Source organism: Pseudoalteromonas sp. OF7H-1 (assembly GCF_022347825.1).
Classification (GTDB): domain Bacteria; phylum Pseudomonadota; class Gammaproteobacteria; order Enterobacterales; family Alteromonadaceae; genus Pseudoalteromonas; species Pseudoalteromonas maricaloris.
This window is the reverse complement of sequence record NZ_JAKRFX010000003.1, coordinates 170851-193932: the sequence shown is the minus strand read 5'-3', so window position 1 is coordinate 193932 and position 23082 is coordinate 170851. Positions and strand designations below refer to the sequence as shown.

General features: G+C 39.2%; 22 protein-coding genes. 19 read left to right on the top strand and 3 right to left on the bottom strand.

Annotation, left to right across the window (positions count from 1 at the left end; genetic code table 11):
* Window position 1: 1 nt before the first annotated feature.
* The 15 genes from MHN30_RS05135 to MHN30_RS05065 all read left to right on the top strand — a co-directional run bounded on the left by MHN30_RS05135 (window position 2) and on the right by MHN30_RS05065 (window position 15413).
* Window positions 2-895 (top strand): Wzz/FepE/Etk N-terminal domain-containing protein, encoded by an 894-nt coding sequence (locus tag MHN30_RS05135; RefSeq protein ID WP_222242349.1) that lies wholly within the window; start codon window positions 2-4, stop codon window positions 893-895.
* Between the two features lie 461 nt (window positions 896-1356).
* Window positions 1357-2235 carry a hypothetical protein gene (locus MHN30_RS05130; RefSeq protein WP_222242351.1) on the top strand — a complete coding sequence of 293 codons (879 nt, stop codon included), beginning with the start codon at window positions 1357-1359 and terminating at the stop codon, window positions 2233-2235.
* Window positions 2236-2483: 248 nt separating this feature from the next.
* Complete coding sequence (locus MHN30_RS05125; RefSeq protein ID WP_130164864.1) at window positions 2484-4280, top strand: hypothetical protein; 1797 nt, start codon at window positions 2484-2486, stop codon at window positions 4278-4280.
* 668 nt (window positions 4281-4948) lie between these two features.
* A complete protein-coding gene (locus tag MHN30_RS05120; protein ID WP_130164863.1) occupies window positions 4949-5656 on the top strand; it encodes a thioredoxin domain-containing protein in 708 nt (235 codons plus the stop codon).
* 211 nt (window positions 5657-5867) lie between these two features.
* Complete coding sequence (gspG, locus tag MHN30_RS05115; RefSeq protein ID WP_205992091.1) at window positions 5868-6272, top strand: type II secretion system major pseudopilin GspG; 405 nt, start codon at window positions 5868-5870, stop codon at window positions 6270-6272.
* Window positions 6253-7920: a GspE/PulE family protein gene (locus tag MHN30_RS05110; protein ID WP_130164861.1), complete on the top strand. Its 1668-nt coding sequence runs from the start codon at window positions 6253-6255 to the stop codon at window positions 7918-7920. Before gspG ends, MHN30_RS05110 begins: the two co-directional genes overlap by 20 nt.
* Window positions 7917-9107, top strand: coding sequence for a type II secretion system F family protein (locus MHN30_RS05105; protein WP_239358794.1), 1191 nt, complete (start codon window positions 7917-7919; stop codon window positions 9105-9107). The genes MHN30_RS05110 and MHN30_RS05105 overlap by 4 nt, the downstream gene beginning before the upstream one ends.
* Window positions 9091-9534, top strand: coding sequence for a prepilin-type N-terminal cleavage/methylation domain-containing protein (locus MHN30_RS05100; RefSeq protein ID WP_239358792.1), 444 nt, complete (start codon window positions 9091-9093; stop codon window positions 9532-9534). The genes MHN30_RS05105 and MHN30_RS05100 overlap by 17 nt, the downstream gene beginning before the upstream one ends.
* Entirely contained in the window at window positions 9515-9943 is a 429-nt protein-coding gene (locus MHN30_RS05095; RefSeq protein WP_205125748.1) for a prepilin-type N-terminal cleavage/methylation domain-containing protein, read from the top strand. Before MHN30_RS05100 ends, MHN30_RS05095 begins: the two co-directional genes overlap by 20 nt.
* Window positions 9930-10613 (top strand): prepilin-type N-terminal cleavage/methylation domain-containing protein, encoded by a 684-nt coding sequence (locus tag MHN30_RS05090; RefSeq protein WP_165384114.1) that lies wholly within the window; start codon window positions 9930-9932, stop codon window positions 10611-10613. Before MHN30_RS05095 ends, MHN30_RS05090 begins: the two co-directional genes overlap by 14 nt.
* Complete coding sequence (locus tag MHN30_RS05085) at window positions 10606-11445, top strand: type II secretion system protein GspK (RefSeq protein ID WP_239358790.1); 840 nt, start codon at window positions 10606-10608, stop codon at window positions 11443-11445. Before MHN30_RS05090 ends, MHN30_RS05085 begins: the two co-directional genes overlap by 8 nt.
* Window positions 11446-11448: 3 nt before the next feature.
* The gene (locus MHN30_RS05080; RefSeq protein ID WP_130164856.1) at window positions 11449-12405 is read left to right on the top strand and encodes a hypothetical protein; all 957 of its coding nucleotides are present in this window, start codon (window positions 11449-11451) and stop codon (window positions 12403-12405) included.
* A complete protein-coding gene (locus MHN30_RS05075; protein ID WP_239358788.1) occupies window positions 12402-12944 on the top strand; it encodes a hypothetical protein in 543 nt (180 codons plus the stop codon). The genes MHN30_RS05080 and MHN30_RS05075 overlap by 4 nt, the downstream gene beginning before the upstream one ends.
* Window positions 12941-13414 (top strand): hypothetical protein, encoded by a 474-nt coding sequence (locus MHN30_RS05070; protein ID WP_130164854.1) that lies wholly within the window; start codon window positions 12941-12943, stop codon window positions 13412-13414. Before MHN30_RS05075 ends, MHN30_RS05070 begins: the two co-directional genes overlap by 4 nt.
* A gap of 103 nt (window positions 13415-13517) precedes the next feature.
* The gene (locus MHN30_RS05065) at window positions 13518-15413 is read left to right on the top strand and encodes a secretin N-terminal domain-containing protein (protein WP_239358770.1); all 1896 of its coding nucleotides are present in this window, start codon (window positions 13518-13520) and stop codon (window positions 15411-15413) included.
* An 86-nt stretch (window positions 15414-15499) separates the two neighbouring features.
* Here MHN30_RS05065 and MHN30_RS05060 read toward each other — a convergent pair whose 3' ends face one another.
* From MHN30_RS05060 to MHN30_RS05050, 3 genes are read right to left on the bottom strand one after another with little or no spacing between them, the layout of a single operon-like run.
* On the bottom strand, window positions 15500-16216 hold the full coding sequence (locus MHN30_RS05060; RefSeq protein ID WP_130164852.1) for a WecB/TagA/CpsF family glycosyltransferase: 717 nt from the start codon (window positions 16214-16216) through the stop codon (window positions 15500-15502).
* Entirely contained in the window at window positions 16213-17247 is a 1035-nt protein-coding gene (locus tag MHN30_RS05055) for a glycosyltransferase (protein WP_130164851.1), read from the bottom strand. The genes MHN30_RS05060 and MHN30_RS05055 overlap by 4 nt, the downstream gene beginning before the upstream one ends.
* A complete protein-coding gene (locus MHN30_RS05050) occupies window positions 17247-18092 on the bottom strand; it encodes a glycosyltransferase (protein WP_130164850.1) in 846 nt (281 codons plus the stop codon). The genes MHN30_RS05055 and MHN30_RS05050 overlap by 1 nt, the downstream gene beginning before the upstream one ends.
* A 572-nt stretch (window positions 18093-18664) precedes the next feature.
* On the opposite strand from MHN30_RS05050, the gene wecA reads away from it, so the two are divergent.
* The 4 genes from wecA to rfbA all read left to right on the top strand — a co-directional run bounded on the left by wecA (window position 18665) and on the right by rfbA (window position 23082).
* The gene (gene wecA / locus MHN30_RS05045) at window positions 18665-19717 is read left to right on the top strand and encodes a UDP-N-acetylglucosamine--undecaprenyl-phosphate N-acetylglucosaminephosphotransferase (protein WP_130164849.1); all 1053 of its coding nucleotides are present in this window, start codon (window positions 18665-18667) and stop codon (window positions 19715-19717) included.
* A gap of 8 nt (window positions 19718-19725) precedes the next feature.
* On the top strand, window positions 19726-20910 hold the full coding sequence (locus MHN30_RS05040; protein WP_130164848.1) for a nucleotide sugar dehydrogenase: 1185 nt from the start codon (window positions 19726-19728) through the stop codon (window positions 20908-20910).
* Window positions 20911-21120: 210 nt separating this feature from the next.
* Window positions 21121-22203, top strand: a complete 1083-nt coding sequence (gene rfbB / locus MHN30_RS05035) for a dTDP-glucose 4,6-dehydratase (RefSeq protein ID WP_130164847.1) — start codon at window positions 21121-21123, stop codon at window positions 22201-22203.
* Between the two features lie 12 nt (window positions 22204-22215).
* Window positions 22216-23082 (top strand): glucose-1-phosphate thymidylyltransferase RfbA, encoded by an 867-nt coding sequence (gene rfbA, locus MHN30_RS05030; protein WP_130164846.1) that lies wholly within the window; start codon window positions 22216-22218, stop codon window positions 23080-23082.

The window sequence follows — 23082 nt, the reverse complement described above, 5'->3', positions numbered from 1 at the left end:
GATGTCTAAACAAAATAACGAAGATGTTTCAATTGGAGATATCTTCATTTTAGTAAAGCAACGATTATTAGTTATTATTGTTGTCACAGCTTTGTTTGTCGGATTAGGTATAGCTTTTGCACTCTCTAAAGCGAATATCTATCAGTCTCAAGTTCTTCTAAGCCCAGCAAGTAATCCGTCAAATAGTAGTGGTGGCTTATCTGGGCAACTTGGAGGGCTTGCGGCGCTCGCTGGTGTGCAGCTTGGCGGTGGCTCTGCGGACAAGTCGTTGCTGCATTTAGAGCGTTTCAAGAGCCGTGTTTTTTTAACCGAGTTTATTAAAAAACATAGACTAAAAGAAAAAATCTATGCTGCGAAGTCGTATGTATGGGAGACAGGGGAGTTGCTCTATGATGCGGATAGGCTTGCGCAATTTGATGTGGATGCAGAAAAACCTGTATCGATAAATATGGTTTTTGAGCAATTTATTGAAGACAATTTTAAGTTGGAAATTGATGCTAAGACTGGATTAGTTGCGTTATCGGTGCTTCATCAATCTCCTTTTGTAGCTAAAGAAATTACGGATCTATTGGTGAAAGATATTAACCAAGTGATCCGTCAAGAAGAAATCTCTGATGCTAATAAAAGTATTGATTATTTAGAAGCTGCGCTAGAAGGTACTAAAGTGCTTGAAACTAAAAAAATGTTTTATCAGTTGATCGAGCAGCAACACCGAACCAAAATGCTGGCCAGTGTTAAAGAAGAGTATGCCTTTAAAGTTATCGATCCCGCTATTGTTCCTGAGCGTAAGTACGGTCCTAACAGGGCGCTGATCGTGGTAATTTTTGCGTTGTTAGGTGGAGTGTTGGCTACTGGATACGTAATAGTCTTTGGCCTGAGGGCGACTAATAATTAATTATAGCACTTTGCTCCTTGATAGGTATGCCCAGCACAATTGCTGGGTATGTAAGGTTAATCGTGATATTTAATAATCTTGTAATAAACAAACTTGTTTGGCTCTTTGTTTTTTTATTCCCAGTTTTGCCTCATACTCTAGGGGCCCCTACCGCACAAAAAGTACTACATGTTTTTGCTTTTGTATTCGTAGCTTTATCTTTAATGATTAGACGCACGTACTTTAAACCAGGCTTCGTCACTGCTGTTGTGGCTATTTGCACCGTAATGATAAGCTATTATATGGCCGTCTCATTGGCTTTTACGAACTTCTTAACCTTTAAAGATTTGCCCGATTATTTACGCCCTCTTATTTACTTGATATACATTCTTATCCCTTTGATCTATCCATTGGATGAAAGGGAACTACGTACATTTTTTGTGTTCTTCAAAAAAATGTTTGTATTTCAGGTGATTATTTCAATGTTGATTTACATTCCTGCGCTGTGGCCTGTCGTTGATATATTTAAGGGGCGGCCTAGTGATGACATGCCGCTACACTTTTATCGTTGGTCAGGGACATATGGTTACCCTTCAGACTTTTCGTTTTATCTGTCATTTTTTATTTTTTACTATTTCAGCTTTTTTGCTAGGCGAATATCAATGTCGGTTGGTGAGTGGTTAATTGTGCTTGTTGCGTTTTGTGCAATGTTTTTGAGTTTTAGTCGAGGTGGATTATTCTCGACGGTAGGAATTTTGGGTCTTGCTTTTTGGCTCACAGGCGCAAGAACGCGCAAAACTTCGTACTTACTATTGTTTGCTATGATTGTGTCTAGCATCTCAATTTTTCTAGCCTTTAGTGAAGAGTTTGAACAAGTCTCTTATATTCTTGAGACTTTTGGTGGTGAAGATGGAGATGTTGATGGCTCGACTAGCCACCGGTTAAAAGAGCTTGCGTTGGCAGGCGAATATTTATCACAGTTACCGCCATTGTCTGAAGGCTCAAATCGGTTAGAACTTGAGACTAGGATAGAGGTAATAGAATCTTTCTATGGATTTCACCTTATTAAGTGGGGAATTCTAGGATTAACAGCGGCTCTAGTAATTAAGTTTGTATTTTTCTTAGTTTGTTGTTATGTATATAAAAAGGGTTTATGCTCCGAGAGGAATGAAACTCAAACCGCGCTTGCGTTTGCTGTAGCATGTTTGGTCGCCTCAGAAGTTTTGCTATTTGGGTTTTCTTCGGCGATAAGCGATCGCTTCAAAACGCTGCCTACCTTTTATTTGCTATTTGGCTATGTGTTGTCTGGTTACTTTTTGCTCTCAGATGTAAATGGAAAGTATCGTGGTGGTGTTGGGTGATTAATCTTTATGAAAAGGTTGCGAATATGACTTGTTATGTTACTTTTAAAACCATATTAATTTAGCGCTAGCTCTTGAATTTAATTTAGCTTATTATCATAATAGACGAGCCTAGATTTGATGCTACATGTTTGTGCAGTATCGGTCGGGCCCTTTAACTTATTTAACGTTTTGCTATGCTCTGGTGTCCAGAGTGTGTAAATATTAACTGAAAACATAAAGTGTCCACCGGATACATGGAGATAAAAATGAAGCGTTTTAATAAAGTCGCTTTAATTCCTGCTGCAGTTGCTGCTGTACTAGCAGGTAATGCTTACGCAGGTACTGAAGCTTGTTTCGAAGTTTACAAAGGCGCAGATGCACTAGCTGTTACAGGCTTTGATACTATCTACGGCGGTGCAGCTTGTATCGCAGAAGCTAGCCGTACAGGTGCAACTGCAGCAAACCTTGAAGCTACTAACGAAGCAAAAGTTGCTTACGAGCTTACTGGTGATTTAACATTAGATTTTGACGCTGTTGATGGTACTAACACTGACCAGCACATCGTTTACATCCCTACTACTGATATCCCTGGTGGTACTAAAATCACTATCGAACTTAGTGGCGCAACTTTCGCTGGTAACGCTAACCAAATCCACCTAGTAAAAGATGCTGATGGTTCTGGTGCAAACACTAACTTTGAAGCGGTAGCATCTTCGGATGGTACAGTTGATGGTGCTTCTTCTATCACTTTCCTAACTAAAGCTGGTATTACTATCGGTGCAGGTACTCGTCTTGCGTTCTCTCGTATTTCTACGGGTGCTGACTCTACAGCTATCGATCCAGTAGGTATCAAGATTGCTAACACAACTTGTACTACAGCTTCTACAACACAGTCTGTAACAATCAAGTCTACTTCTGCTATTACAGATGGTGGTAATGGTTATAACATCCAAGGTGCTGTTTCAGCTGCTCAGAAAGTTGTTGATATCACTCCTCAGTTCTACGCACTACACGGCGGCACAACTGCTGAAGTTCAGGTTAATGCTGAAAGCTCAAATTCTGAAGGCAATGCGATCGTTGCTCGTACTGAATTTGTATACAATGCAGCAGCTAACAACCGTTTAGTAGCTACTAGCTCACAAGCGATTTACAAGAACGGTTTCTATAACCGTGCAGCACTTCTAGACCAAGCTATTACTCTAGACGCTGATGACCACTTAGAAACAGCTTTCGTTGCAACTGCAGAGCCAGGCGCAAACGTTAAAATGCGTCTATACAATGGCCGTACGGCTGCTACAGGCGTGTTAGACACATCTGTTCCTGTACAAACTGGTACAGTACCTGGTTCATTTGGTTTAACTCAAGCTGCTGCTACTGTATACAACACAGAAGCTGTTGACTTATTCACTCCAAATGCTGGTACAGGTGATGCGGAGCCTAATGCTCAGACAACTGCTCCACTTCTTGGTGCAACTTACAATGCAATGTACTACGTAGTTGAGAATAACCCAACTGACGGCATCATGAACTTCAACTATGACGCTACTACTTACTACACGCTAGACTTCGGTACAGCAGGTGAACTTGATCACTGTGAAGATAACAAAGTAACTCACAAAGTTGGCGTTAACGGTGCAGTTCTTAAAGTTCCTTACGTAGTAAACGCTGAAGGTAACTTTGTACGTGTTACTAACGAACACGACGAAGCGGCTGAAGTAACAGTTGACGTATTTGGCGAATCAGCTAACGGTAACACTGGTGCTCGTAAAGTAACTGCTGTTGAACTTGGTCAAGTTCCTGCGAAGTCTTCTGTAGTTTACTTCGTGCCTAAGCTAATCGAGCAAGCAGTTGCTCAGAAAGGTTACACTGGTGCTGACGGCGGTTACGCTGCAGAATCTCTAGGTACAAACGCTGCAAACGCTAAATCAGCTGACAATCGTCATACTGTAACATTCACAGTTACTGCTCCTAAAGATTCAGTACACGGTGTATCTGTACAGAAAATCATTGGTGGTACTGACCGCGTAATGCCAGTACTAGACCAAAACGAATGGTCTCAGTAATTTTTAATTACTTACCATAGTTTAAAAACCCTCGCTTTTGCGAGGGTTTTTTTATCATCATAGTGTAATGTCTGGCTTTGTGCCTTATTACTATTTTCTTGGTCGACGTTGACTCTATTAGCGTCAAACATCATTCACCTTAAGTATAGATGACCTAATGGGGTGGAAAATATATCTACAGATTATGTTTTTAGAGGGGAACAAAGCGTACAGATATTCATTTGATTACTTAAGTAATCTCTTTCGAGACAAGGAAGCTGTATCGAACATTACCGTTTCGTGCAGAAACCAATGAGGCAGTAAAGCTCAAATAGCCGAGGCTAAATATTTTGCTACTTGCTATCTGATATATGAGTGTGGCGTGGGTTTTCGAAGGTGGTTATGAAAATGAGTTTTGGGTAAATCATGGACTGACTGTTTCATTTTGAAGTTCATCGCAACTATACCTTTATCAACACAGTGAGTTTTATAATTAACGCTGCCTGCGTATCAAAACGCCGTTATAATCTGATGCCAATATTAGTGAAGCAGATCTGGTGAACTTAGAGTCAATGCTAGTTATCACAAAGTTATTTGTTACCCAAAACTAAGATTGATCAGGTATACCAACAACCTGTGTTTGTCCGGACCAACCTGTCATAAAAAAGAGCCTAAATTAAGGAGTTTCAATGAAAAACTGGTTATTACCAATAGCATTATCAAGTTTACTAATAGGGTGTAGTACCACTCAGAATGCTGAGCTTAAAGAGCTACGTGCAGAAGTGGAAAAATTGAAAACAATTCAACAGCAAGTAGCCGTCAGAGTTGGACTTGCTGAGCTGGTAAAGCCAGACACATTACCTCTGTCCAACGAAGGTAAATGGATTGGCGATAAAAATGCCAGTATTGTGATGATTGAATACACTGATTTACATTGCCCTTATTGCAAAAAATTCCAACAAGAAATTTGGCCCGAATTTAAGAGCAAGTTTGTTGATTCTGGTGAGGTTGCTGTGTTAGCGCGTGAGCTCCCATTAACTAAACTTCACCCAAAATCTGGTTATGCCGCTGTTGTATTACGTTGCGCAAATAAGCAAGGCCAGTATGAAGGAGTTAAAGATAAGCTTTTTGAGTTAGGAAATAACATAGTAACGGATTCACTAAAGGAAATTGCCACTGATTTTAACTTAGATGAAACTGTGTTTAATGCTTGTTTAGAGGATAAATCCGTACATGCAGAAGTTTCTCGTTCAATTACTGATGCTCAACTTCTCGGTTTAGATGGAACTCCTTCATTTGTGATTGGAAAGCAGAAAGACGGTATATTAGTGGATTATCAAATAGTAACAGGTGGTGGCTTTGATAAACTAAGTGCTGCAATTAATGCATTAAAGTAAAGCCATACTAGTTCAAAATTATACCGTTGTATGTTAGATTTCAGCGGTATAAATGCGACCCACTTATGACGAGGTTCCACTCTAGAATTATGCATTTATTATGTCATAAGTCCTGATTACATTGTGCAGGAACTAATTTGAGTTGTTGGTGTCTTACGCAGGTCGCGGCTTTCTACTTGATATAAACAGCATTGACTAAATGAGTATTCAAATGAAAAAGTTAAAAAAAATTAAGGGTTTCACTTTAGTGGAGTTGTTAATTGTTATGGTAATTTTGGGGCTTTTAGCCTCTGTTGTTGCGCCTCGAATGTTTAGTAAGGTAGGTACTGCTAGAGAGGGTACTGCAAAAGCGCAAATGCAGGTTATTTCAACTGCGTTAGACTCTTATCGATTAGATATAGGTTACTACCCAAAGACTCTTGATGAGCTTGTGAAAAGTAACAAAGAAATGTGGGATGGACCTTACTTTCCAAAGCAAATACCAAATGACCCTTGGGGTAATCCATACAGTTATAAAGCTATCAGTGAAAATGGTAGCGAGCAATTTGAGTTGAAGAGTTTTGGCCGAGACGGCAAACCTGGTGGCGAAGGTGAAGATGCAGACGTGGAACTCTAAGGTTCATGAGTATATTGGCAGCCAGCAAATATTAAATAGTGAGCGGCTGCAGCAAGTCGCTGAGTTTGAGAGAGGTGCACTTTCTCAACTTGAGATAGTACTATTGAATTCTGGCTGGATCGATGAAGATCAGCTCTGTGAGTTATATTGCACATTACTTAGTTGCAAAAAATGGAATGATAACTTAGGCACTTCAGCGAACTATATAAGCTTTTTAAGATCTATCAATTTAGAGCTTCTATTAGAGAATGATATGGCTCCTGTTTCTGTCTGTGAGACGGAGGTGAGCATAGTATTCGCTAACCCGCATAGCCGCGATGCATTAGATTATCTTCGTTTTATTACGCAGGAAAAGCAGTTTTACGCTGTAACAAAGAAAGACTTTGAGTTGCTAGCTGAACAATGTCGTGCGCTAGTCTCAGATACGCCTGAGCTTTCTATCTCAAGTGATAATTTAAGTGCATTAAAAGAATTAGCATTAGGCGCGCCAACTGTAAATCTGGTAAATAGCCTAATAAACAAAGGGGTAAAGCTCGGAGCTTCAGATTTACATATCGAACCTATTAATGGTAAATATCGAGCTAGATATCGAATTGATGGCATTTTAAAAGAAGCAGATCCAATACCCAACAATCTTCAGCTAGCTGTTATCTCAAGAATTAAGATTCTATCAGGGATGGATATTGCCGAAAAGAGACGCCCACAAGACGGTAAAATAGAAATGAAAGCGGGTGCTACTGACCTAGACATTCGCTGCTCGACATTACCCTTGGGTACTGGCGAGAGTGTTGTAATGCGTTTTCTAATAAAAAATGCTGTTAAATTCGATTTGGAAAAGCTCGGCTATTCAGCCGATCTTGTTGATAAAATAAACCAGGATCTTAAAAAAACATCCGGAGTTATTTTAATGACTGGACCTACGGGCTCAGGCAAAACAACCTCTCTTTACTCCTTTTTGAATCAAATAAATCGTCCCGATATTAAAATTGTTACCCTAGAAGATCCTATCGAGTATCAATTACCGGGGATTAATCAAGTACAAGTGAATGCTGAGATTGGGTATGATTTTTCAGCAGGACTTCGAAGTATTGTACGTCAGGATCCTGACGTAATCATGGTTGGTGAGATCCGTGATAATGAAACTGCTAAGATAGCTTTGCAATCAGCACTAACTGGGCATTTAGTTTTTAGTACGGTTCACACAAACGATGCGCCTTCTGCTTATACGAGATTATTGGATTTGGGTATTCAAGAATACTTATTAAACGCTGGTCTTGTTTCCATTATGGCGCAGCGACTTGCCAGAACTTTGTGTAATCACTGTAAACAACCTCTCAGTGAACAAGAAACAAGAGAACTATATCAGCGATATAATTTATCTAAGGTTGCAGAGGGAGTAGATAAACCTCTATATCAAGCTAAAGGCTGTGAACGCTGTGAGAACACTGGTTACTCTGGTCGCGTCGCATTTTTAGAGTATTTGCCCTGTGATTTAGATGTTAAGAAACTGCCTAAAGATGAGCGCCTTCTCGACAGCCTTTATGAAATGATGGAGCAAAAGCAGCTTCGCACGCTTAAGCAAGATGGTTTTCTGAAAGCTGTAAATGGTCAGACAACTATAGAGGAAGTATTGAGGGTAGCTGGGTGAGTCAAGTATTCCGATATAAAGTCTGTAACTCAGAAGGCGAGATAGAAAAGGGTGAACTTACGGCTGAAAGTGAAAGTTCGGTATATACTCAGCTACAGTCAAAGGATCTATTGGTTCTTGAAATAAAAGTGGTACGAACAAGAAGTATTCGCAAAAAAGTATCTCTTAACGACTTAGAGCAGTCAACTAGCCAGTTGTCTACTTTACTTCAAAATGGCCTTCGTGTAGACAAAGCTCTGGATGTGCTTGCCCAATCTAATCGAAACTCTGCGCTTGGGCAAGTATGGGCCTCTGTTCTGGCTGATATAAAGCAAGGAGCCGTGCTAAGCGAAGCGCTGGCGAAAAGAACGGATATTTTTTCAACTTTGTATATTGAAATGGTGAAAATTGGTGAGGCAACAGGCAACTTGCCTCAGGTATTCGCTAGGTTAAGTCAAAACTTGCAGTTTCAAAGTGCATTGAGAAGTAAGGTTATTCAAGCATCAACTTACCCCATTTTCATATTGTTCGTTTGTATTTCTGCTATCTGGGCTATTTTTAATTTTGTCATTCCTAGTATGTCATCTATGTTTGACAATGGTGGAGAGATCCCTGAATACACTAGGTTGCTATTAGACCTTTCTACTTGGGTTCAAAACTATCAGCTTCATTTACTAACCTTCTTATTTTTATGCGCCTTAGCTTTATACAGTGCTATGCAAAGAGATTTACTAAGAAAAAAGCTATTTTCGACGGTGATTCAGTTCCCTATTGTAAAGCAAATAGTAACCCACTCAGATCGTATAAAGTTCTCAACGGCTTTGCAGTTGACATTAGAAAGTGGTGTTAGCCTATCTGATAGTTTACAGTTAGCCTTGCAAACGGTGGCTAACCCTAGACTTCACGCAAAACTTACGAAAGTGGTGGGCGTTGTTAGTAGTGGTGGTGTCTTAAGTAACGAACTTAAGGGGGTTAGCCTGTATGATGACGTTGCTATTTCTCTAATTACTGTGGGTGAAGAAAGTGGTAGCTTAGCAAGCTCTTTTAGTGAGATAGCTAATCGCTCTCGAAATCGTTTCGAAAGCTGGCTAACTAAATTTACAGCATTACTAGAGCCACTACTGATACTAATAATGGGGGGGATAGTTGGATCTGTCGTAATCGTGATGCTTCTAAGTATAGTGTCGATGAATGATGTCTCTTTCTAAGCAAGAAGGCTTTACTTTAATCGAACTGCTTATTGTGTTGGTACTAGTTGGCCTGACAAGTTCTGTGGTACTACCAAATATGTGGGAGCAATTAGAACAAGTTAAGCGTTACTCCGAAAAGCAGCAACTTAAATCTTTGCTTGAATATGCAAAACAGTACTCAATTTATAGAGGGCGTGATTTAGAAGTGCGTCTTGAAGGGTTTAACATAGAGGTTTGGGAAGCTGGAGAAGCACAAATACCACAACCAAAGGTTGAGTATGAGTCCTCCGAGAAAGCTAAGCTATCAGCACTTAAATCAATAACGTTCTCACAGCTTAGTTTTGAACGTGAAACGGTTCAATTGTCTTCTAGCAATTATTTAGTGGCTAAAGAATTATCATTTACCTACAAAGACACAGAGAAAAGTGAAACGATTGAGTTCTAAGCAGCAGACAGGGATGACACTAATTGAAGTGCTAATTGCTTCTGTTATTTTATTTATATCTATTAGCGCAATTAGTTATGTTACTCAAGCTATGTTGTTGAACGAGCGAAGGCTTGTTACAACGGCACAGCAATCCTACATGCTTGAATATATTCAAGATGAAGTAAGGTATCAGTATGAGTATAACCTTCAGGTTGAAGGTGAGTACAAATATGATGGTGAAAGTTACTATTGGCGAGTTGAAGTGGTATCAGAGAAACCAGCCTTGACAAGCGTTGGTGGTAGTGAAAGTGGTGAAACATCAAATGGAACGATGATTTTATATAAATGCGCTGTTTTTTCTCAATTACTCCCAGCCCCCAAAAAAATTACTGAGTTCAAAAATGTATTCTGGCGTGAAGCAAAGTAATAGAACTGGGTTTACCCTGATTGAAGTATTAATTTCAATGGTTATCTTTTCGATAGTAATTGCACTTGCTGTAATGAGTTATCGATTCTCCCTACAAAATTTAACCAGCTCAAATAGCAGATATGATATTGACAAGCTTTCTAGAGTAAAACTTGTGAATCAACAAATTAGAGAGGCATTCCCTTATGGGTATGTAGACGAACTTGGCAAAACAGTTCCTTTTTTTATTGGAGAAAAAGGGGGATTTGCGTTTGTGACTCGTTCTCCAGTATTGATATCGGAGCCAATTGCAGTATCCACACTGTATATTAAAGACCGTGATTTGTTGTATTGTGAAGTCCCTCTGGGTGTTGTTTCGTTAAGTAGCTTTAAAATTCATGAGAGTAACTGTGAGAAGAGCATTTCATTTATGTCCAGCCAAAGCTTTGAGTTTCAATACTTTGGTTGGAAAGACTGGCTTGAGTTTAGCAATTACTACTCCGAATACTTAGATATAGTTGTGAAGCCTAAGCCCACTTGGAATGATACATTCTATGCATCTCAGCGTAGAATAATGCCTCTCTTTATTCGTATTAAGGTCAAAAATGATAGTACGCGCGATAAGGTCAATCATTTGATCTATCGAATATCTAGAATTCCACCTTCCTTATCAGGTGCAAGTAGTGAATAGCAGAATAGGCAAAAGTAATGGTGCAGCATTGCTATTAGTATTGATGATCACTGCCGCAATGGCCAGTATGATGATCTTTATGTCGGAAAAAGGTAACAATACGGCCAATATGGCAAATATGATCAAGCAACACAATAGGGCTAAAATTGCGGTCGATAATGCTCAATCTGAAATTATTTATGAGTTAATGACAACACCGCTAGGTATTTTGGGGCCAAACTCTCGTTATCCTGGGATTGAGTTAATAGATCCTTCACTAAAAAACTTTAAGGGGGAGGTTACAAAACGGGGCGACCTTCATGTGCGTGCTCAAGATCTAAGTGGTCTAGTATCGCTCGCGCCATTGAATGAAGGTGCATTTAAGCGGTTATTATTACATTATGGCACTGACTCTAGCGACATAAACCAAATTATGGACCGCTTTGATGATTGGCAGGATATCGACAATTTCCGCCGCCTAGAAGGAGCTGAAAAGGGAGATTACGCGCTGCCTTATTTACCTAATAATACAGCGCTGCAGACTGTTGAAGAGCTACGCTACATTCTTCAAAATGATAATTTATTTGAACAAATTCAGCCATTTTTGGTGCTTAGGGTCAATCCCTATATTGTTCGACAATTTACACCTAAGTCTTTATACTCTGCGTTTGGATTTGAGGGGCAAACACCTTCGCAAGATGAGGGCGAAGGCGGTGTTGATAGTATCGCCAGTGGAAAACTTTCTATTCAAATCACATTTGAGGGGCCTGTAAATTACTCAAAGCGTTTTAATTTTGAGAGAGGTCCGGGATTACGACCATATTTTGTAAGTAAAGAAGAAGTAGTGAACTAGCTCATGATGTTGTCGAATAAAAATATCAATGATGCGACAGCTTTGGTCGTGCATAAAAGATACTTTCTTAATAGCCAAAAAGAGCTTGTAGATACGCAGTGCCCTGCTGTCAAAGTCAAGTTATCAGAAGCCTGTGTGCTAGATAGAAATCTTTTTTGGGCAACTACGAAGCAGTATTCAAAGTCTTCCTTAAATCAGATTTTTAATATTATCAAGGCACAAAGTAAAGCTTTGCCTCCATTTGAAGGTGTATTTTTTTGGCGTGCTAGGAACTTAAGTAAAAGTCACTTTAGTATCGAATATTTTGTCATCCCTAGAGATGTTTATCAGCTGATCCCTGATTCATGCGAATTCATTCTGCCGCTTTATTGCGAAGTAGAAGACTCGAATAACTGGCCTCTTAGCTTAGCCCATGAAAATAGTAGCCAGCTCTCGTTATCCGAATCTCAACTATTATGGTTTGATCTAATTGGACTTCGAATAAAGCGAAGTAAACCAAAAAGAAGGGAGCGTCTCTCGAATAGAAACTTAGCTTATGGCCTTTTGGCTGCTAGTGGTATAGCTGCTATCACACTTACTAGTTACGTCTTTTGGAATAAAATGACGTTAGATTCAGCAAAAGAGTTAAACCAGGCTCAAGTGAATGAAAGTATCGATAAACGACGTCAATATAATAACCAAGTTGATTCAGTTAAAGAATTACAGCAATTTTTAGCTGATAACCCAAATGTATTGAATAAGCTCGCAGGTTTGCAATTAAACGTCAGGGATGTTTTGTTTGAAAGGGTTACAGTAATACCTAAAGGGGTTGAGTTGCGAGGTGTCACAGTAGGATCTGCAACAGACTTATTAAAGCAGATTGTTAGTTCTCCTGGTGTCAAAGAAGCAAAGTTTTCAGGGCCAGTTATAAAGCAAAAAGCAGGCGGTGAGGCGTTTACAATAGAGGTAGTTTGGCTGTGAACTCACGTGAGCAATTGATAAAAAAATGGGGAGGGGCTGCTATAGGTCTTCTTATCTCTATGGAGTTTTTAATCTTTCCTTGGATTGATTGGATTTCAAAATCGATGGATGAAATTGCTGCCGCTAGAGTGTTTGCATCTAAGCAAGCGGTTGTAGCTGCTCAGTATGATGAGATTGATGCACAACTAAAAATATTAGACTCTCAACTGGAGCATTACGCAGGGCTTCCACAGTTAAGTGAAAAAGAAGATCCTGCGTTACTCTGGCTTGAAGTTGTTGATGTGGCGATAGAAAAAGTAGAAGTCCAAGTTAATAACAAGACACCACAGCGAGAAGTTGCTATTAACAGCACTTATTCTGCTTTTACCGGGATGATAAATGTGTCTGGAGATTATAATCGTATTCTAAATCTTTTATCTGAGTTAGAAAACATTAGTAAAGGAAATAGAGTTAGGCAAGTCTCCATGTTCCAACCTAAGGCTCGTAAAGGACATGTAACTGCTAACATTGAGTTTGTGAGGGTGTATAAAAAGAAATGAAAAACCTTCTAATACTGTGCAGTTTCATCATTGTTGTTATTTGGTGGGCACTGAAAATGATAATGGCTTCATATATTAATGTTAGTGAAAAGGAAAATAATCTAACTGCGATCGATATTCACACAGAATCACCACTGGATGTTGAAGCGCTATCAAGAAATTTAGGCGTGGAGTTCAAAAGGATCGACGATAAAAAGCTCGATGTGCCCTTATATCAAGATGCACAACTGTCACTTATTGCTGTGTATACATCTGGCGAGTTAGCAGTAGCAAGAGTCAAGGTTACACTAAGTGACAGTGACGAATATTTGAATATAAAAAAGGGTGACTCGTTTTATCAATATCGCATCACAGAAATTGATGTGAATAGCATTACATTGTCACTTAAAGACACCCAACCGATAGAGTTAAAGATATTCAAGCCACTCACCGTGTCTGTTATGGCAAGTGAAGCTAATGGAGAAGTTTAGAATGATACCAATGCCTTCAAAGAAACTGTATTTGGCGATAATGTCAATATTGTTGGTCTCGGGCTGTGCAAGCAAAACAGGTTTACGGGACAAAGATCTTCAAGTGGAAAAGTCTCTACTAAACAAAAGGCATGAACAAGTTGTTACCGCCTCTCAAAAGCAGCAGGTTGAGGAGCAAGGCCGACAGTTTAAAGAAGTCAATGTTGAAGATTGGGGGGGAATTACGCGCCTAAAAGAAGAAGCTAAATCTGCTCCTAAGCTCGAGGGGCCTGCTATTACTTTTTCTGCCGATGAAATGCCCGTAAAAGAATTTGCAAACAAGGTATTTCAAGAGCTGCTTGGAATTAACTATGTTATATCTCCGAAATTATCGGCTTCTGGAGATACTGTAACGCTAAACCTTTCTTCTTCTATTGATAGAACTGAATTCTACAGAGTTGCAATGAAAGCGTTAGAAGAGAGTGGCGTGACTAGCTTCAGAAAAGATGAAATTCTATATCTTTCGAAATCAAGTGGCGCGGAACAAAAAAATTCAATTGCGGTGGGAATAGGTAATAAAGTCAATGATATCCCAGAAGTTGCTGGTGCTATCACGCATATTGTACCGTATATTTACAGTAGTAGTAGAAATATTACCAATATTCTTAGCAAATTATCGACAGCCAAAGTTACCGTTAACTCGTTACAAAAGCTGATTATTCTCGAAGGAGAGAGAGCTGAATTAGTGCGCGCTATAAAAATTATCAATATGCTTGATGTTCCTCGTGCTTTTGGTCGTGAAATACGCTTATTCGAGTTTGCACACATTTCTCCTACTGAGGGTATTGAGCAAATAAAGGCGTTGTTGGAAGAGGATGGCCTAAGTGTATCGAAAGAAGGTGATGTCTCTTTTGTGCCATTACCACGCATAAATTCATTCGTGGCATACGCTGCAAGCCAAGATACAATTGAGCGCATTAGTTTTTGGGCTAAAAAAATAGATGTGCCATTAGCTGGTGATGAAAGGCAATACTTCATCTATAAGCCAAAGTATGCGAAAGCCGAAGATATGCGAGAGTCTTTGGATGTATTGTTACGAGGCAGAACATCCGGTGGGAGTGAGGATACTGCATCGAAAGGTGCTGTAAATAAAAGTGCAGAAAATGTTAAATTTAGTTTGGATAAACAGCAGAATGCATTGATTTTTTACACAACTAAAGATGAGTATCGGCTGGTTGAATCATTATTGAAAAAAATGGATGTATTACCAGGGCAAGTAATACTGGATATCACGATTTTAGAGATCACACTGAATGACGAAATGTCATCAGGTATTAAGTGGTTATATAACCAAGCTGGCTCAAGTGGGTCTGATAGACTGACGTTGGACCCGGGAACAGGAACGCTATTTGGTCAAGTTATATCTGGTGATTGGAAGGCAGAGTTTAATTGGAAAGACTCTCTTGATGATGCAAGAGTGTTGTCGCGACCTTATTTTATTGTTCGAGATGGTGAATCTGCGACGTTGAGTTCAGGTGATCAGATCCCGATAATTACACAAACAGTTGAAAACCTAGGTAACAATAGCTCTGTATCAAACTCAGTACAATATCGTTCAACAGGTATTAACGTATCGATTACTCCAATCATTAACTCTCAAGGTGTTGTGACTTTATCTGTTTCAATGTCTGTGAGTGATGGTAAACCTAACACTCTTGGTGGGGTCTCCTCTCCAACTATTACAAATCGCTCAATTAGCACAGAAGTTTTATCTGGGGATGGTCAAACAGTTGCTTTGGGTGGACTGATCCAAGAGAAGAAAAACGACTATACTCAGGGGGTTCCTGCGTTAGGTGAATTGCCTATTTTAGGAAACTTGTTCAAAGCTAAGGTAGATAGCTTGCAACGTACAGAGTTGATGATGCTTATTACGACCAAAGTAGTTAAGAGTGAATCAGAAGTTGACGAATTTGGTGAAGCGATGTCAGAACTGTATAGCGTACCAATTGTGATTAAATAAAATATGCCTGTTCCGAGCTTTCACCCATCTGATTTTGGTGTTGTAAAAGCTCGGAACAGAAACCTATAGTATGGTGTACAACTTAATTACTTCTTTTTGAATATCATATGAGTAAGATAATTGATGACGAAAGCTGGGTACTGTTTTATGACACGGTCTCTAACGTGTTTATGCATTATCATGCGTTGTAGCCACCTGAGACCTAGCTTTTTGATAATAGGGTTATAGTAGTCTGGTTTGATAGAGGTTTGAGTCAAAAAACCCCCACATGTGATTAGTAGCATTGGACGAGTTAGCTTTTTCTTGGTTTCTACACAAAACTTCTCTTGATAGGGCGTTCCCATACCAACTAGAACTACGTCTACCTCTAAAGCTTCAATCTGATTTACTACAGGCTCAATATCATCAATATAACCATCTCTGTTGAATACGATATTTAGATTGGGGAACTGTTTCTTTAATACTTCCACAGCTTTAGCATTTTCAGAGTCTGTTGCTCCAATCACAGCCAAGCGTTTGTTGTGTTGCTCAACGTATTCTAGGAAAGGTTTTGCAATAGAGCTGTAATCAAAGCTCGCCCTAGATATTTTGGGAGAGAAGAGGTTGTGTAACATGCAAAGCAGTGCACCATCGGAAAAATAATAATCAATGCCATCAATCAATGAGTCACTTTTTTGCACTTCGTAGTAAGAAAATGGGTTTACAAACGAGATCGCAATGGCTTTTTCCTGTAGAAATGCATTATTTCTTATTTCTGAAAATTGATGGCCAGAGTAGATCTTTCTATTTAAACTTGGTTTCATAGAGATTTGAACAGCTTATAGTAGTTTTGAACCGATGATTTTAATGTGAATTCTTCAGTATCCACGGACGCTTTTAATACACCTTGCTCAATCAAATCAATATAACTTGCAAATTGAGTGGTATCACCAAAGGGCACAAGGTAGCCATACAATCCATTTCTCGTAAGCTCTTTCGGACCATATCGACAATCAAACGCAATAATGGGCGTTTTTAGGTAACTAGCTTCTACCAAAACGGTAGGGAGACCTTCCCAGCGAGAAGGTAATAGGATTGCCTTAGCGTGTTTAATATACATGTAAGGATTGCTTGTTACACCGTGTAAAATTACTTGAGATTCTAAATTGTACTTCTTTATTAAGGCTTCTAGCTTTGCTTTGTCAGGTCCATTACCTAGGATGACTACTTTACATGTAGGCTTTCCTAATTTGATCAAACTTTCGAGCAGCAAATCATAGCCCTTTTGATAATGCAGTCGTCCAACACAAACGTAATAGTCTTCATATTCAGGCATCGCCTGATCGGCTAATGTAAGAATATCTTCACTCAAAACAGGGTTATAAATTCTAGTTGTGTTGCTTTTTGAGCAAACGCCTAGCTTTATGAGATTCTGGAATATTCCATCAGATACACACACTACTTTATCCATCTTACGATAAAGTAGTGTAGCGCCGACTCTTCGAATAACGTTTTTAACCCAACTTTCTTCAGGAAGCTGAATAGGAACGTGTTGTATTGCAACCGTTTTGCAGTGTTTTGGCAAAACGACAGCTAATTTTGACAGTCCACCTTTTGTAAAGATAACGATGGTCGGTTTATATTGCTGTATTAATGTTTTGAAACTGTTCAACTTTGATGCGCTATCACAAACAGTAGTGATATCCTCGAAGTCTTTTAATAAAGGGCCTTTTTTGCACTGAGAGGTAGCTGCAATCTCAACATTATACTCGGATAAAAGCCCTTTTATTAACTGTAAAGTTACTCTCTCAACACCACCTAAAGTAAAGTCCTCAAGTACAAATAGCAATTTCATTATCGACCTAGTATTCGTTTTATATTATGGAAAAATGAGTATTTAAAAATGGCGTTATCAGCTGCAGCTAGCACTCGAAGAGGGACCCATTGCCCTTTAATTATATGCTCCCAGCACTTCATAGCATTACGTTGTTTTTGATCCATTAAATGCTCATGTTTTGCTAAAAACTGATAAAATCCTTTTAGCCTATTTGGTGAGCGTGTTATGCTCACAGAGCTACTTTCGTGCTGAAGGTAGGTTGATTTAGGTAGTTTTAGGCCAGGACCAAAGCGTTCGATGAACCGCACCCATGTGTCGTAATCCTGCCAAGCTTTAAATTCTTCATCAAACCCGCCGATCTCTCTTAGATGTTCTGTTTTGCAGAAGATTTGATTACCCACTTTATTGATAACCAGCATACTTTCTAAAGAGATAGGCCCAATGAAAAATGGGTGCTCTTTTTGGGCTGAGCCTTTACATATTGTGACTGGCGTACAGAGAAAACTATATTGTGGTTGCCATGCGCCTATCAGTGTTTCTAACCTATCTGGGCAAAACTCGTCATCATCATCGAGCCCCGTAATAAATTCACCTTGAGCAGCCTGAATAGCAATGTTCCTAGCATGGCACGCACCTTTGGCTTTATCATTATGAAATATTCTGATCTGAACACTTTGGATCGAATCTAAAAATGCTTTTGTTCCATCACTAGAGCCGTCATTAACAATTATTAATTCCCAATTGTCATAGCTCTGAGCTTGAACACTTAATAGTGCCCGTTTTAGGTTGTCTAATCTATTATGGGTAGGCATGTATATGGTGATTAATGGGGAAGCGCTTGGTTGCTTAAGACTGGCGGTCATAATTCTCTTAATCTGTAGGCGTAAGTATTCAAATATCCACAATACTATTCAGCAATAGTAAGGTATAGGGAGCAACATAATCAGTATCGATAGTCGATGTGAGTAATGCTGCGCCAACTGAGCGTGCGAATAATACAGCGTTAACTTCTGGAATAAATATTGAACCCCATATTTTTACACAAGAGCCCTTTCTTGTGAATCTATTTATTGTCAGCTTTTTGTTCCAAAGTTGTACTTTTTAAAGAAAGAGCCATGTTTGTCAATAATTAACTTGAGTCATCATGAAAGCTGACTTCAGGTGTCCCGGCGAAAGTGAGTTTACTTGCGAGATATTGTACTGGAGATAACAATTATTAACAGCTAGTAGCTTTTTATTTACAGCTTAAAGGGAGAAGATGATTGACAACGAAATCCCCTTTCATAGTGCATAAGTAATTCAAATCAAGTACACTATGTCGGTTTTGAATTACAATTGTTGCGCTATTTCCATTTGTAATTTGTCTGTATCAATGTTGATTGTCGTGTAAGAGCACGAGTAGACGAAAGAGTTATATGATTTTGGAGTGTTTTTAATGGAGCTCATGCTAGCCTTATTTTTTTCGTTCGTGATGTCTCTTGTAGCGATTGGGGTAGTAAGACCTGTTGCGATTCGTTTCAACCTCGTCGACAAACCAAATGAACGGAAGAAGCACGAAGGAAATATTCCATTAATTGGTGGAATTGCAGTTTTTTGCAGTGTATCAGTGACCGCTAGCCTCTTTTTCCCTTTAAATAATGAACTAGCCAGTTACTTGTTTGCTTCGGGTCTAATGGTAATGCTTGGAGTGATGGATGATCGGCATGATTTAAGTGTTCGGATTAGGGTTTTTTTTCAGGTTGTCGTGGCTACATTGATGATAGTTTCGACTGAAGGCTACATCGAAAACCTGGGGAATATCTTGTTTTTTGGTGATATAAACCTTGCATGGTTTGGTGTTATCTTTACTTATGTGGCGGTTATCGGAATTATCAATGCCTTTAATATGGTTGATGGTATCGATGGGTTACTCGGATCAATGGCTATCATCACGTTAACCTCTATTTCATTTCTCTTGTTTAATAGTGGTCAAACCAGCTTATTGTCGATTTTATTGGTTGCGGCTCTCGTCCCGTATCTAATATTCAATTTGGGTGTATTTGGTACGCAGTATAAAAAAATATTTATGGGTGATGCTGGTAGTATGTTTATTGGCTTCACGGTAGTTTGGTTACTTGTAATTAATACGCAGGGGGAGTTTAGTTCATTTCGTCCTGTTACAGCCTTGTGGATTGTAGCTGTTCCACTTATGGATATGGCTGCGATTATTATTCGGCGAATTAGAAAAGGGAAATCTCCCTTCAGTCCAGACCGTGACCATCTGCATCACATTTTTCTACGAGCTGGTTTTACCTCAAAGCAAGCTCTAGTCATTATTTCAGTTATCGGCATTCTATTTGCTATGGTAGGACTTGTTGGCGAGGTATATCAAGTATCAGAGGGATTAATGTTTTTGCTATTTATTGCGATATTCATTAGTTATAACTATGCAATATTACATGTTTGGCGAATATTAAAGTGGTACAGAAAGCGTACAGCCATAAGGTAAAAGTAGTAATGAGTAAAGGAAAATCGTTCAATATCACAGTTGTAGGAACGGGTTATGTTGGTCTTTCTAACGCTGTGTTACTAGCCCAGCACAATAACGTTATTGCATTGGATGTTGTTCAAGAAAAAGTTGAATTGTTAAACCGAGGTGTTTCTCCAATTGAAGATAAAGAGATCTCATCCTACTTATCTTCTAGTGACTTGTGCTTCACTGCAACTATGGACAAGCAGCGAGCATACGATAATGCTGAAATCATTATCATCGCAACACCGACAGACTATGATCCTGAGACAAATTACTTTAATACATCGTCTGTTGAAGCTGTTCTTCATGACATTAAAAAGTACGCTCCATCAGCAGCTGTATTTATCAAATCAACTGTGCCTGTGGGGTATACTGAGAAGATAAAAACACAGCTTCAATTCGAGAATTTAACTTTCTCTCCAGAGTTTCTTCGTGAAGGAAAGGCATTACGTGATAATTTGTATCCATCGAGAATTATTGTTGGTGGCTACACTGATATAGCGAAAACCTTTGCACAGCTTCTTCAGCAGGGCGCAAAAAAAGCAGATATTCCTCTACTTTTTACAGATTCAACTGAAGCTGAAGCGATAAAGCTGTTTTCTAACACTTATTTAGCAATGCGTGTCGCTTACTTCAATGAATTAGATAGCTATGCAGAGGCGCATGGACTGAGTAGCCGGCAGATAATAGAGGGAGTGGGGCTGGATCCTAGAATTGGTAATCACTATAACAACCCTTCATTCGGTTATGGTGGCTATTGTCTGCCCAAAGATACTAAGCAGTTGTTAGCTAACTATCAAAATGTCCCAAACAATATGATAGGTGCGATAGTCGAAGCTAATACCACCAGGAAAGACTTTATTGCCAACTCAATTTTGGCAAAAAAACCTCAAGTCGTTGGGATTTATAGGCTTATTATGAAAGCAGGTTCCGATAACTTTAGAGCTTCCGCTATTCAGGGGGTGATGAAACGCATCAAGGCTAAAGGTGTAACGGTAATAGTATATGAGCCGAGCTATGATGGAGAGCACTTTTTTAACTCCGAAATTGTAAAGTCTATCTCCGAACTAAAAGAGCGCAGTGATATTATTGTCTCAAATAGAATGGTTGAAGAGCTCATGGATGTTAAAAGTAAAGTGTATACAAGAGACATATTTGGCTGCGATTAAATAAACACTGCGTTATTAAGCTTAATTGTAAGTGCTATAAGCATCAAAGTTTACTTTAGCGATCTAATTATCAATAGCCTATGGCTTTCTTAGTCTAAAAATCCATATTTTATTTTTCATTGTAATGAGCAATAGTTGAAACTTAGGTTTTAACCATTGCCATTGCTTTGCTGAACCGTGAATATAAAAAGTAATTTATAAGGGTATATTTTGAAGATTCTAGTTACAGGTGGTGCAGGATTTATCGGCTCTGCTGTTGTTCGCCATATTGTTAATAAAACCGGTGATTCTGTTGTAAATCTGGATAAATTAACTTATGCGGGCAACTTAGAGTCAATTGAGAGTGTCGAAAAAGATGAACGCTATGACTTTGAGTTGGTGGATATTTGTGATCGCGCTGAACTAGATAGAGTATTTAAACAACATCAACCTGATGCAGTAATGCATTTAGCGGCGGAAAGTCACGTAGACCGTTCTATTACAGGACCAGCCGAGTTTATTCAAACTAATATAGTAGGTACTTATAATCTATTAGAGGCTGCACGGGTATACTGGAATACGCTAGGTGAAGACCGAAAAGCCAAATTCAGATTTCACCACATCTCAACTGATGAAGTTTATGGAGATCTGCCTCATCCAAGCCAATTTGAACATGCTGCTAAATTGCCGCTGTTTACTGAGAAAACCGCTTATGCTCCAAGCAGTCCATACTCTGCAAGTAAGGCTTCTAGTGACCATTTGGTCAGGGCGTGGTTGCGCACATATGGATTACCAACGATAGTTACAAACTGCTCAAACAACTACGGCCCTTTTCATTTTCCTGAAAAGTTAATCCCACTTGTTATTCTGAATGCGCTTGAAGGACAATCGTTACCAGTTTACGGTAAAGGGGATCAAATTAGAGATTGGTTATATGTTGAAGATCACGCTGAAGCTTTGTATACAGTTGTCACAGAGGGCAGAGTTGGAGAAACCTATAATATAGGTGGACACAACGAGAAGCAGAACATTGATGTGGTTGAGAGTATCTGTAAATTGTTAGATGAACTAGTGCCAAAAGACTCAAAGTATGCGGAGCAAATCACCTTTGTAAATGACCGTCCAGGCCATGATCGTCGCTATGCAATTGATTCTACCAAAATGCAGATTGAACTGAATTGGACACCAAAAGAGACATTTGAATCTGGATTAAGAAAGACCGTTCAGTGGTATTTAGCTAATCAAAAGTGGTGTCGGAATGTTCAGGATGGTTCATATAATAGATCGCGGTTAGGCGAAATTTCGAATTTATAAGTTGAGGATATAATGAGAGGAATAATTTTGGCCGGAGGGTCGGGTACAAGACTATATCCACTAACACGAGGCGTTTCAAAGCAATTGCTGCCAGTTTACGATAAGCCAATGATTTATTACCCTTTATCAACTCTTATGTTGGCTGGAATTAGGGATATTTTGATAATTACAACTCCAGAGGACAATGAAGGTTTTAAACGTTTGTTAGGGAATGGTAGCGACTTTGGCATTAACTTAAGTTATGCAGTGCAGGAGTCACCAGATGGCCTTGCGCAAGCATTTATTATTGGTGAAGAGTTCATAGGTGATGAAAGTGTTTGCTTGGTACTTGGTGATAATATTTTCTATGGTCAGTCATTTAGTAATACATTGAAAACAGCAACTCAGCGCGAAGGTGCTACAGTTTTTGGTTATCAAGTAAAAGATCCAGAACGCTTCGGAGTGGTTGAATTTGATGAACAGATGAGGGCGATTTCTATTGAAGAGAAGCCCGTTACTCCAAAATCTAATTATGCTGTAACTGGTTTATATTTCTATGATAATCGAGTAGTTGAGTTTGCCAAGCAAGTAACGCCATCTGAGCGTGGTGAGCTTGAAATCACATCAATTAATGATATGTACCTACAAGATGGCAGTTTAAATGTTGAACTGCTCGGAAGAGGGTTCGCTTGGCTGGATACTGGAACCCATGAGAGTTTGCATGAGGCTTCTTCTTTTGTCCAAACAATTGAAAACGTGCAAGGCTTGAAAGTAGCGTGTTTAGAGGAAATTGCTTGGCGAAATGGTTGGTTAAGTTCAGATGAAATCCTAGAAATAGCAAAGCCTATGCTCAAGAATGAGTATGGCCAGTATTTGAATCGGTTAGTATCTAAAGGGTAA